Source organism: Lactobacillus sp. ESL0700 (assembly GCF_029392095.1).
Taxonomy (GTDB): Bacteria; Bacillota; Bacilli; order Lactobacillales; family Lactobacillaceae; genus Lactobacillus.
Window position 1 is genome coordinate 619,261 of record NZ_CP113930.1, and the last position, 11,868, is coordinate 631,128.

The following is an 11,868-nucleotide window of genomic DNA, read 5'->3' on the forward strand; positions in this document are numbered from 1 at the left end:
TTTAATTATTCGAATAATACGCATGTACCTTCTGGTACGGCAATATCCTTTTGGATAGGTGTTAAACAACCGTTGTCGGCATCACGGGTATAAAGTGTGGCGTTATCAGTATTTTGGTTAGCGACAACCACGTATTCTTCGTTCTTATCCCAGTTAAAGTCACGTGGGAACTCGCCAAACGTGGAAACTCGTTGGGCAAGTTGCAAGGTGTGGTCAGATTTAACACCAAATACGGTGATTGAGTTATGGCCTCTATTGGAAACATAAACGTACTTGCCATCGCTACTCATCCGAATTGCAGCGGCGCCATTATGTTCAGTGTAGTCTTCTGGAATAGTTGAATAAGTTGCAATATTTTCAAAAGTCCAATTATTCTCATCAAACTTAACGACATTAACTTTGCTAGATAATTCGCCAGCAACATAAAAGTAGTTGCCATCAGGGCTAAAAGTAATGTGGCGGCTGCCAAAGCCCGGTTCATTCTGATAGCTGGCCAAGTGCTTCAGTTTGTTATTGCTTAATGCATAAAAGTCAACACAATCATTACCCAAGTCGCAGCTAACGAGATTACCGTTAGGTGTTTCGTTGAAGAAATGTGGGTGCGGGCCGTCGACTTGCTCAGGCCGCGGGCCCAGCGTATCAGCAGTATGCGTTACTGAATCAAGCAAGGTTAATTTACCGTCTGCAGTGTAAGAAAAGACTGCTAACACGGCTGTGTGATAATTGGCAGTGTAGAGCCGCTTTTGCTGCTTGTTGATGCCAATATATGCAGGAGATGAGCCAGCTGTTAAATAAGAATCAGTTTCTTGATATGCACCATTAACTAATTTGTATGCGCTAATTCCACCTTTATCGCCGGCATTATTAATCGTAAAAATCAGGTCATGGTCTTGAACAAAGTAGGTTGGACCACCAATTTTAATAATTTCTTTCGCCTGGCCAACTTTAGCAGAATCCTTGGTCTCAAGCGGTAATTCGTAAATTCCGGTGGCTGTTTTTTTAGTGTAGCCGCCAATTAATAGCCTCATATTTTAACCTCCAATTAAATTTTGTAATATAATTGCCTCTAATAAGTATAGCACGAGGTGCCATTATTTAATTTTAGGTAGTTAACTTTTGTAAAAAAAGTGTTAAAGTAGATTGTCGACTTTATTTTTAAAGTAGGAAATTTTAGTTAAGAAGGTACCGTTAATGGACGAAAGTAAAATTCGTGAACTTTATGCAAAAAACGATGTTGCAGAAGTTTTTACAAATTTAAATTCCTCATCCGATGGCCTAAGCTCACAAGAAGCTGCCAAAAGACTGCAAAAATATGGTTCTAATGAGATTAAAAAGTCTCAAGAAGAATCACAGTGGAAAGTATTTTTTAAAAATTTTGTCAGTATGATGGCAATTTTGTTGTGGATCTCAGGTGCGATTGCGATGTTCAGTGGCACAATTGAATTGGGAATTGCAATCTGGATGGTTAACATCATCAATGGTCTGTTTAGTTTTTGGCAAGAACGTGCGGCTAAAAGGGCAACTGATGCCTTGAACAATATGTTGCCGACTTATGTGCAGGTCATTCGTGATGGCAAAAAGGTGCAGATTGATTCCAAAGAATTAGTTCCTGGTGATGTATTTGTCTTGCAGGCTGGGAATGCAATTCCTGCTGATGCTCGATTAATCTCAGCAAGCTCAATGCAAGTTGACCAGAGTGCCTTAAACGGCGAGTCGGTGCCAGAATCCAAGACAACAAAGTATGATCCCGGTGAGGGTAGTTATGCCGAGACCAACTTGGTTTATTCAGGAACAACAGTTGGTGCCGGAACGGCGCGGGCAATTGCCTTTGCGACGGGGATGGACACCGAATTTGGGCGCATTGCGCAATTGACCCAAAAGCAAGATAAGGTTGACAGTCCGCTAACGCAAGAGCTTAACCGGTTGACCAAGCAATTATCAATTATCGCGGTTTCGATTGGGGTATTGTTCTTAATTGCAGCGATTTTCTTTGTTAAGTATCCATTCGCTAAGGCATTTATCTTTGCTTTAGGAATGATTGTTGCTTTTATTCCCGAAGGATTACTGCCAACGGTTACTTTGAGTTTGGCGCAAGGTGTTCGCCGGATGGCGAAAAAGCATGCCTTGGTTAAGGAACTGAACTCGGTTGAAACTTTGGGTGAAACAACAGTTATTTGTTCAGACAAGACTGGGACATTAACCCAAAATCAAATGACAATTCATTATATATGGACCTTGAAAAACGAATATAAGGTTACAGGTAATGGCTATGTTAATAACGGTCAAGTTGAATTAAACGGTAAGCAATTGTGGTATGAAGAAAATCCGGATTTGCACAAGTTAATTCAGATTGCTTCGCTTGATAATGACACTGCGGTGCAGCCAAGCAAGGTTAAGGGTGGCAAGCCAAAAATCTTGGGGACACCAACCGAAGCTTCATTAATTATCATGGCGCAAAAGGCTGGATTTGACCGGCAAAAAGTGCTGGTTAAGTATCCAAGAATGCGCGAATTGCCATTTGATTCTGATCGAAAACGGATGACAACAATTCACCGCTGGAATGATAAACAATACATTATTTTCACTAAGGGTTCCTTCAGTGACGTGCTTAAGCAATGTGATCAAGTACAAGTTGATGGTCAAGTACGACCAATGACCCAAGATGATATTGACCGCGCTAACAAGGTTAATGCGCAATACGCTGCTCAAGGCTTGCGTAGTATGGCAATGGCTTACCGGATTGTTGACAGAGCTGACACTGATGTCGCCAAGTTAACAATTGATACTGCCGAGACACACTTAGTCTTTGTTGGGTTAACGACAATGAGTGATCCGCCACGGCCAGAAATTTACAACGCCGTTAGACGCTGCCATGAAGCCAAGATTAAGATTATTATGGTTACTGGTGACTCAAAGCTCACAGCTAAGTCAGTTGCGGTTCAAATCGGCTTAACTTCTGATAAAGCACGTGTTATTTCCGGAACAGAACTTGAAGCGATGAGCGATGACGAGTTGCGTGAGGCCTTGAAGGGTGAAGTTATCTTCGCTCGGGTTGCTCCTGAACAAAAGTACAAGGTTGTTAAGACTTTGCAAGAAAATGGTGAAATCGTTGCCTCAACTGGTGATGGCGTTAATGACGCGCCAGCCTTAAAGCAAGCTGATATCGGGATTGCAATGGGGATGACTGGCACTGACGTTGCTAAAGACGCTGCCAATATTATCTTGACCGATGATAACTTCGCTTCAATTGTTGCCGCAATTGAAGAAGGCCGGGCTGTTTACAGTAACATTCGGAAGTTCTTGACGTATATTTTGACTTCTAATGTTCCTGAAGCCTTTCCATCAATCTTGTTCCTCTTCTCCGGTGGTTTGATTCCACTGCCAATGACAGTTATGCAAATCTTAACGGTTGACCTCGGAACAGATATGCTACCAGCATTAGGGCTTGGCGGCGAGGCCGTTGACCCAGATGTTATGAAGCAGGCTCCGAGAAAGCGCAATGAGCACCTGCTCAATCGCAGCGTTATCCTCCATGCATTTTTATGGTATGGCTTAATTTCAAGTATTATTTCCATTGGTGCATACTTCTTCGTCAACTCGCAAAATGGTTGGCCGCAAACTGCCTTAGCTTCCAGCGGACCTGTTTACATGCGGGCAACAACGATGGTCTTGGGCGCAATTGTCTTTACTCAGGTTGCCAATGTTTTGAACTGCCGGACCAACAAGGTTTCAATTTTCAAGAAGGGCTTGTTCAGCAATCACAACATTTGGTACGGGATTATCTTTGAAATCCTGCTCTTCCTTATTTTGACAGTTACACCTGGTTTACAACAATTATTCAACACAACGAGATTATTGCCGAAAGATTGGTTATTCCTCTTCTGCCTGCCAATTCCGCTAGTGCTGATTGATGAATTACGTAAATGGCTCTTTTTCCATAAAAAAGTCAAAGAATAAAAATAAAAAAACCGCTTATATATTAGGTAAGCGGTTTTTATTATGCTAAAATTAATTATTAAGGAGCATTAAAAAATGAAATGGATATCTACAATAACGCAAATTGGTAAACAAGCAATTAACCCTAAAGATAAAATGGTTATTTTGTTTGGTGAAAATGTTACTAAAGACTTAGTTGATGTATCGGTGATCCAAAAGTTTAGTGTGCAGACACCCGGTAGTACATTTGTTTTCAAAAAGGGTGATACCATCACAATTGATGGTCAAACCTATGTTGCTGCATTTGTTGGCAGTATGGTTGAAAGCAATATGCGCGCCTTGGGTCATGCAACTTTGTTTTTAGACCAGAAGAAGCCAAAGAACCCACTAGCTAATGGCATTTATCTTGAACTGGATGCTAAACAGACCTTGCCAGAATTTAAGATAGATGATGACATTGTCTATGAACACATATAATTAGGATGGTTTAATGGAAAATCAACGAAAACACTTGAAGCGCAGTATTTTTGAAAAATGGTTTTTAAATAACCGCTTTAGTATTGTGCTGCTTAATATCTTATTGTTCTTCCTTGTGATTTGGTTGTTCAATAAGATTTCTTTTGTTTTGAACCCAGCACGGCTATTTTTTAGTGCAATCTTGCCGCCGCTGTTATTAGCAGTAATTCAATATTACATTATGAATCCGCTGGTAGACTTGCTTGAGCGTAAGTTTAAAGTGCCACGGGTGATTACCATTGTTGGACTTTTTATCTTAGTGGCAGTGCTGCTTGTGTGGATTGTTAACACACTCTTGCCGATTATTCAGAGTCAGATTAATTCATTGGTTAAGCACTGGCCGTATATTTGGCATAATGCAACTATTGTCATTCAAGATAAATTAAGTGATCCGCAATTTCATAGTGTTAAAAACAACATTAACGATGCTATCACGCATGCGCAAAACATGTTATTCAAGTCGAGCCAAACAGCGGTTAATGCAGCGCTGGATAATATTTCATCAGCAATTAGCATCATTACCATTATTTTCATGACAGTTGTCACAGCACCGTTTATCCTGTTTTTTATGTTAAAAGACGGCCACCAATTACGGCCATATATTACGGAATTTGCTCCCAAACGCTGGCAAGAAAGTTTTAGTAAATTATTATATGAAATCAATGCTGCTTTAGCTTCATATATTCGTGGTCAGATTACCGTTGCTTTTTGGGTTGGCATTATGTTTTCAATTGGCTACACTATTATTGGGCAGCCATACGCAATTGCTCTGGCGGTTTTAAGTGGCGTTTTAAACTTGATTCCGTATTTTGGGACGTTTATCGCTTTTATCCCTGCTTTAGTGATTGCAATTATGATCTCGGTGCCAATGCTAGTTAAGGTGCTCATCGTGTTTGCGGTTGAGCAGACGATTGAGTCACGAGTAATTAGTCCACTGGTCTTGGGTAATAAGATGGAAATGCATCCCGTGACCACGATTTTGCTCTTAATTGGCGCCAGCTCTGTTTGGGGCCTTTGGGGCGTGATTTTTGGGATTCCAATTTATGCAATCTTGAAAATTATTATCATGCGCGTGTACAATTATTACCGTAAGGTTTCGCAGGTTTTTGCGGAGGATAAGAATGTTGCTTTAACCACAGAAGCTGCAGATAAGAAAGAAAAAATAACAAAAGAATAGAAGAAGTGTGGTTGTGAGCCACGCTTTTTTATTAAGGAGAAAACTATGACGAATCACGTTGTGTTGTATGAACCGTTGATGCCAGCTAACACTGGTAACATTGCTCGGACTTGTGCGGGGACGAATACGGTGCTAGATTTGATTGAGCCGTTGGGCTTTCAGATTGACGATAAAAAGATGAAGCGCGCGGGACTTGATTATTGGGATAAGGTAGATGTTCGGCGTCACGATGACTTAGAAGCATTTTTAAAAACATTAGGTCCGCAAGACGAGATGTACTTAATTTCGAAGTTTTCAGCGAAAAATTATGCCGAGGTTGATTATACTGACCCAGATAAAAATTATTACTTTGTTTTTGGCAAAGAAACAACTGGATTGCCTGAAACCTTCATGCGTGAGTACTATGACCGCAATTTGCGTATTCCAATGTCAGACAATATTCGCTGTTATAACCTATCTAACTCTGTGGCAATGGTCTTACTTGAAGCTTTGCGCCAGCAAGGCTTTCCGAATATGGAAACGGCCCATCATTACGAAAATGACAAGTTAAAGGATGATTATAACCGTCCTGAGCGTTACGAAAGAAATTTAGGAGAAGAATAAATAATGGATTTTGTTAAAGAAACACCAGTGATGGTTAAGAACTTTCACTATGACATTAATGAAGAACCAGAAACAAAGGATCAAGTTAATTTTGGTCTGAAAAAGGTTGAAAAGCAAAATGATGACGGGACAACTGATGCTGGTAAAGATGGCAGTTATTTTGATGTGACAGTTATTTTTGACGTTGCGCCAGCTCCTGGCGAATTTTCTGTTAGTGGGATGATTAGTCAAATTGTTCAAATTAAGGACTACTTTGGTGATGGTAGCGATCTCGATAAGACTGACTATAAGCTGCTCAGCCGCCCGTTAGTTGAGTATATTGAGACTTTAACTTATGAAGTTACGCAAATTACCTTGGATCAACCAGTTAATTTGAACTTCCAAGCTAATTTTTAGGTCCTAATTAGGTGCAATTATGCCTAAGAAAAGGAGAAAAACAACTAAAAAACGTAAGAAGGCGCAAAATACAGGGATAACTTGGTCGGTTATTGGTCTAATTCAGCTTGTTATTGCTGTTTGGGCATTTGTAAAATTTGGCATTTTGGGTAGACAAATTGCCAATTGTTTTCGTTTGTTTTTTGGCGATTCTTATTTACTGGCAGCAGGTCTGTTTGGCTTGTTTGGCTTGGTAATGCTGATTTATAACAAGCCGATGCACTTTAAATTCAAGCGCAGTTGCGGCTTGTTTTTGGCGATTTTAGGAATATTAGTAATTCAGAGCAGCATTTATTTTGAGCACGAGCTAGTTAATAATGCCTTTATGAATGTTTTTTGGCATGAGATTTCTGCCGAATTTGGTCGAGCAGCGATAACAGTGCCAGTTGGCGGCGGGATTATTGGTGCTCTGTGCTATCAATTATTTTATCAATTGCTTGGTCATCTTGGCTTACGCGTAATCGCAGTTTTATTGATCCCGATTGGGCTGTTAATGTTTTTTGATGTTAAATTTAGAACAATTATCGAAAAATTTCAGTCCGTCAGCCAGCTTTTTATAGTTAAAAACCAACAAGCAGGAACCAAAATCAAAGATAAGTATGCAGTGCTCCGTGAGAAGCAATTACAAAAACGCGAAGAGCAGCAGGCACGGGATTTAAATGATCCACTAAATTCGGAATCAGCGATTTTTCCTAATGTTAATGACTTTACTGTTGAAAAAGATGAAACTGAAGAGCCGCCTGCACAAGAGGACCCATCTGAAACAGAGCAGTTTCAACCTGCAACTACTGAGGATGATGAACCGCAAATTCAAATTGCCAGCCAGGAAGCTCCTAAAAGTGAGCCGACAGCGATTGAGCCGCGGCCAGAACCGACAGCTGATCAACAGGAAGAATCAAGTTTGCCTAAGTCACATTCGTTTGTTGATGAAGACAAAAAAATGCTGCAGGAGTTGGCAGATGTCGACCATGGCGAATTGAAAACGCAGCAGAAGACTAATCCTGAATATCGTAAACCGCCACTATCGCTGCTTAATCCAGTCAAAAATACTGACCAAAGCTCGGACAAGACGTTAATTCGGCAAAATACCCAAACCTTGCAGACTACTTTTAAGAGTTTCGGTGTCAATGTCATCATTAAGAAGGCAATTTTGGGACCAACAATTACGCGTTACGAAGTTCAACCTGCCGTTGGTGTTAAAGTTAGCAGAATTGTCAACTTAGCCGATGACTTGGCGCTGGCTTTAGCTGCTAAGGATATTAGAATCGAAGCGCCAATTCCCGGTAAACCGTTTATCGGGATTGAAGTGCCTAACCGAACGACCTCGGTTGTTGCCTTTAAGGATGTTATGCAGCATCAAGATGCCAAGGCGCAACAGGAGCCAATGGTTGTGCCTCTTGGTAAGGATGTAACGGGCCAGACAATTTCGGCTAATTTAGCTAAAATGCCGCACTTGTTAATTGCTGGTTCCACTGGTTCTGGTAAGTCCGTGGCAATTAACACGATTTTAACCAGTATTTTAATGAAGGCAATGCCTGACCAAGTTAAACTGATTTTAATTGATCCTAAGATGGTTGAATTGTCAGTTTATAATGGCGTGCCGCACTTGTTAATTCCAGTTGTAACGGATGCCAAGTTAGCTGCCAATGCATTAAGCAAGGCCGTTAAGGAAATGGAACGGCGTTATAAATTGTTTGCGGCTAGCGGTGCCCGCAACATGGGTGAATTTAACGAAAAGGTTCGCCTGAACAATCAGGATAAGTCAAAGCCGGCAATGAAGCCATTACCTTATATTTTGGTTGTGGTTGACGAATTAAGTGACTTGATGATGGTTGGTGGTCATGATGTGGAAGGTGCAATTGTTCGTTTGGGGCAAATGGCGCGGGCAGCCGGAATTCACATGATTTTGGCAACGCAGAGACCAAGTGTTGATGTAATTACGGGTTTAATTAAGGCCAATGTCCCATCGCGGATTTCATTTGCTGTCTCCAGTGGGGTTGATTCACGAACGATTTTAGACCAAACTGGAGCCGAAAAATTGCTGGGCCGCGGCGACATGCTGTATATGCCTGTTGGTGCGTCAAAGCCCGAACGAATTCAGGGCGCTTATGTGTCTTCCAGCGAAGTTGAAAAAGTAATTTCATGGGTTAAAGAGCAGCAGAAACCCGTATATGATGAAGAAATGATTCCGCAACAGGGCAGCGATAATGCGGCAGATGACGATGAGCCGGAAGATGAATTCTATAATCAGGCAGTCGACTTAGTTAGACGCCAGCAGACCGCTAGTGTTTCAATGTTGCAACGCCGCTTTAGAATTGGTTATAATCGAGCTGCAAGAATTGTGGACGAGATGGAAGCAAAAGGTGTCGTTGGTCCTTCAGAAGGATCAAAGCCGCGCCAAGTCTTGTTGCCACCTGAAGAAACAACTGAAAAGTAATTTTTAAGAAAGTTTAGCATGTGGCAATTTTAGCTAATTTTACGGCTAAATAATGTTAAAATTAACTCGAACATTGTGATCGTAAAAGTGTAGAATTGAACAAGTAATTGTTATATAATTTGTAATGCTGTACAGATTAATAGCTCTTAATTGAGCAGAAAAGGAATGTTAGAATGCAGCGAGCAATTGTTTTTGGCGCTACTGGTGGAATAGGACAGGCTATTTGTGCGGATTTGGCACGAGATGGCTGGTCGCTTTATGTCCATTGCAGTCAAAATTGGCAAGCTGCTTGTGAGTTAAGTGAAAACTTAGCCAAGCAGTTTCCCCAACAAGATTTTATTCCAATTAAACTTAGTTTTTTAGTTGATAATAATGATTTACAAACCTTTGTCCAGGGGTTATTGCCGATTAATGCGGTTGTTTTTGCACAAGGCATTACCGATTATAATTTTGTCAGCGGGCAAAATCTATCTAAGATTGACCAAGTTATGACGGTTAATCTGACGGTACCAATTAAATTAACTGGCTTGCTTGAGCCGCTATTAATTAAAAATGATTTTAGCCGAATTGTATATTTGGGTTCGGTTTATGGCGGTCAAGGTAGTGCAATGGAAGCTGTTTATAGCAGTTCAAAGGCGGGGCTAACCCGTTTTGCTCAAAGCTATGCGCGCGAAGTCGCGTCAGCTAATTTGACAGTTAATGTCATTGCTCCTGGTGCGGTTAACACACCGATGAACGCGATGTTTGCACCGGAAACGATGGAAGAAGTCAAGGGTGAAATTCCTGCTGGTCGGCTTGCCGAAGGCAGTGACATTTCATTCTGGGTCAAGAATTTGCTCAATCTTCGCTCTGGCTATTTAACAGGTCAGACGATTTATGTCAGCGGCGGCTGGCTTTTATAAATGTAAAATAAAGTAGTAGTATATGTTATACTCAAGTTGTTAGTAAAGAATTTTTAAAGAGGTAACCATGGCAGATATCGGAGATAAATTACGCAGTGCCAGAGAGGCAAAGGGACTTTCAATTGCAGATATTGAAAAAGCAACCAAAATTCAAGGTAGATATCTGACGGCAATTGAACAAAATGATTTTGATAAACTTCCCGGAGATTTTTATGTGCGGGCTTTTATTAGACAATATGCTCAGATTGTCGGCTTAGATGGCAAGCAGCTGCTTAGTGAATACCATCAAGAAGTTCCCGCTGCCCAACCAGATGAGTACGTTGAGGATTCGATTGATAACAAGAGCGAGGAAGTTCGTAAGACAACCAGCAACAAAAAGAAATTATGGAAGAACTACCTCCCACGGATTATTGTGGGTCTGGGAGTAATTGTTGTAATTTTGGTTTGTTACGTGGTCTACGCTCACTTTTCAGCAAGTCATAATCAGGATACTAATCCAGATAGAGGTGTTTCAATTTCTTCAGGAAACACTACTAAACCTAAGAAAAAGAAGCCGGTTGTAGTTAATCCAGTTAAGATTAAGGAGTTAGCTGCTAACCAATTCCAAATTACTGGCTTGAAGAAAAATCGTAATTTAGTTGTGCGTGCTGGCGATCAAAGTATCACTGTTACTATTTCATTTAATGGTGTTAGACAAGCGTCACAAACTTTGGCAGCTGGTCAAAAGCAAACGATTGCCATACCAACTAATGCCCAAAACGTTGGTGTTAACTTGAGTAATGCTTCAGGCACTAAGGTGACAGTTGGTGGTAAAAAAGTACCATATAACGACCAAAATGGCTACTTGAATTTAACTTTATTGATTGGCAAACAGCGCAGTCAGACTACGAGTCAGTCAAATTCAACTAATAATTATCGATCAAATACCAATAATGGTACCAATAGTACCAATTCTAGTCAGTCTACTCATAACTCAAATAAGCAGACAACTCATAACAACAATAGTACTAACAATAATTCACAACATAATCAAACTACCCAAAATAATGGTCAGAGCAATAACCAGACTAATACTACTAATAATGGTAACCAGTCTGGAAGTTCAACTCACTCTTCAACCACTAATAATGGCAGATAATTATCAAATATAGGAGAAGTAGTAGAGAATGAATTTACCCAATAAATTAACTGTTTTTAGAATATTTTTAATTCCAGTATTTGTGTTAATCGTCATGTTTGGCGGCAACGCAAGTACACAAGTTGGTGGCAGTACCGTATATTGGCGGTTAGTAATTGCCGCAGTTGTGTTTGCAGTTGCTTCTGCAACTGACTGGTTTGATGGTCACATTGCTCGGTCACGTAATATGGTAACTAACTTTGGTAAGTTTGCCGACCCATTAGCCGATAAAATGTTAACAATGACTGCCTTCATTATGCTGGTTGAATTAAAATTGGCACCAGCTTGGGTGGTTGTAATTATTGTTTGTCGTGAGCTTGCAGTTACTGGCTTGCGGCTGATTTTGGCAGAAAATAAGGGCCAAGTAATGGCTGCAGCAATGCCTGGTAAGATTAAAACAACTTGCCAAATGTTGTCTGTTATTTTTTTACTGATTGGTAATTTTTACTACATTGGAACAATTTTATTGTACCTTGCATTAATCTTTACGATCTATTCTGGCTGGGATTACTTCCACAGTTCATGGGATGTTTTCAAGGGTTCAATGTAACAAAATAACTGAATTTAAGTAAAAAAGCACTAACAAAGTTGGTGCTTTTTTTGTGCATATTTTTAAAATACTGAACTGGCAAAAATTCAATATTTTTGCTTAATTAATTCTTGATTGTTAGCATTAAATTAATAG

The 11,868-nt window shown here is 40.3% G+C and carries 10 protein-coding genes; 9 read left to right on the plus strand and 1 reads right to left on the minus strand.

Features of this window, described 5'->3' with window-relative positions; translation table 11 throughout:
* Nucleotides 1-5 precede the first annotated feature (5 nt).
* Complete coding sequence (locus tag OZX63_RS03265) at nt 6-1,028, minus strand: lactonase family protein (RefSeq protein WP_277144556.1); 1,023 nt, start codon at nt 1,026-1,028, stop codon at nt 6-8.
* A 163-nt stretch (nt 1,029-1,191) separates the two neighbouring features.
* Here OZX63_RS03265 and OZX63_RS03270 point away from each other — a divergent pair, with 163 nt between their 5' ends.
* The 9 genes from OZX63_RS03270 (at nt 1,192) to pgsA (ending at nt 11,733) form a co-directional block, all read left to right on the plus strand.
* A complete protein-coding gene (locus OZX63_RS03270) occupies nt 1,192-3,957 on the plus strand; it encodes a cation-transporting P-type ATPase (RefSeq protein WP_277144558.1) in 2,766 nt (921 codons plus the stop codon).
* A gap of 75 nt (nt 3,958-4,032) precedes the next feature.
* Complete coding sequence (locus tag OZX63_RS03275; RefSeq protein WP_277144560.1) at nt 4,033-4,413, plus strand: PTS glucitol/sorbitol transporter subunit IIA; 381 nt, start codon at nt 4,033-4,035, stop codon at nt 4,411-4,413.
* Between the two features lie 13 nt (nt 4,414-4,426).
* Nucleotides 4,427-5,629, plus strand: a complete 1,203-nt coding sequence (locus OZX63_RS03280; RefSeq protein ID WP_277144562.1) for an AI-2E family transporter — start codon at nt 4,427-4,429, stop codon at nt 5,627-5,629.
* A 45-nt stretch (nt 5,630-5,674) separates the two neighbouring features.
* On the plus strand, nt 5,675-6,232 hold the full coding sequence (trmL, locus tag OZX63_RS03285) for a tRNA (uridine(34)/cytosine(34)/5-carboxymethylaminomethyluridine(34)-2'-O)-methyltransferase TrmL (protein ID WP_277144563.1): 558 nt from the start codon (nt 5,675-5,677) through the stop codon (nt 6,230-6,232).
* Nucleotides 6,233-6,235: 3 nt separating this feature from the next.
* Nucleotides 6,236-6,628: a DUF1149 family protein gene (locus OZX63_RS03290; RefSeq protein WP_277144566.1), complete on the plus strand. Its 393-nt coding sequence runs from the start codon at nt 6,236-6,238 to the stop codon at nt 6,626-6,628.
* 19 nt (nt 6,629-6,647) lie between these two features.
* Nucleotides 6,648-9,104, plus strand: a complete 2,457-nt coding sequence (locus OZX63_RS03295) for a DNA translocase FtsK (RefSeq protein ID WP_277144568.1) — start codon at nt 6,648-6,650, stop codon at nt 9,102-9,104.
* A 173-nt stretch (nt 9,105-9,277) separates the two neighbouring features.
* A complete protein-coding gene (locus tag OZX63_RS03300) occupies nt 9,278-10,006 on the plus strand; it encodes an SDR family NAD(P)-dependent oxidoreductase (protein WP_277134434.1) in 729 nt (242 codons plus the stop codon).
* Nucleotides 10,007-10,073: 67 nt separating this feature from the next.
* Nucleotides 10,074-11,144 (plus strand): RodZ family helix-turn-helix domain-containing protein, encoded by a 1,071-nt coding sequence (locus tag OZX63_RS03305; RefSeq protein ID WP_277144569.1) that lies wholly within the window; start codon nt 10,074-10,076, stop codon nt 11,142-11,144.
* Nucleotides 11,145-11,172: 28 nt separating this feature from the next.
* Entirely contained in the window at nt 11,173-11,733 is a 561-nt protein-coding gene (gene pgsA / locus OZX63_RS03310) for a CDP-diacylglycerol--glycerol-3-phosphate 3-phosphatidyltransferase (protein WP_277144571.1), read from the plus strand.
* The last annotated feature ends 135 nt before the right edge of the window (nt 11,734-11,868 follow it).

Bases quoted from the DNA above. Each gene is read 5' to 3' on its own strand.
- OZX63_RS03265 (WP_277144556.1), bottom strand. From the start codon at position 1,028: ATGAGGCTATTAATTGGCGGCTACACTAAAAAAACAGCCACCGGAATT.
- OZX63_RS03270 (WP_277144558.1), top strand. From the start codon at position 1,192: ATGGACGAAAGTAAAATTCGTGAACTTTATGCAAAAAACGATGTTGCA.
- OZX63_RS03275 (WP_277144560.1), top strand. From the start codon at position 4,033: ATGAAATGGATATCTACAATAACGCAAATTGGTAAACAAGCAATTAAC.
- OZX63_RS03280 (WP_277144562.1), top strand. From the start codon at position 4,427: ATGGAAAATCAACGAAAACACTTGAAGCGCAGTATTTTTGAAAAATGG.
- trmL (WP_277144563.1), top strand. From the start codon at position 5,675: ATGACGAATCACGTTGTGTTGTATGAACCGTTGATGCCAGCTAACACT.
- OZX63_RS03290 (WP_277144566.1), top strand. From the start codon at position 6,236: ATGGATTTTGTTAAAGAAACACCAGTGATGGTTAAGAACTTTCACTAT.
- OZX63_RS03295 (WP_277144568.1), top strand. From the start codon at position 6,648: ATGCCTAAGAAAAGGAGAAAAACAACTAAAAAACGTAAGAAGGCGCAA.
- OZX63_RS03300 (WP_277134434.1), top strand. From the start codon at position 9,278: ATGCAGCGAGCAATTGTTTTTGGCGCTACTGGTGGAATAGGACAGGCT.
- OZX63_RS03305 (WP_277144569.1), top strand. From the start codon at position 10,074: ATGGCAGATATCGGAGATAAATTACGCAGTGCCAGAGAGGCAAAGGGA.
- pgsA (WP_277144571.1), top strand. From the start codon at position 11,173: ATGAATTTACCCAATAAATTAACTGTTTTTAGAATATTTTTAATTCCA.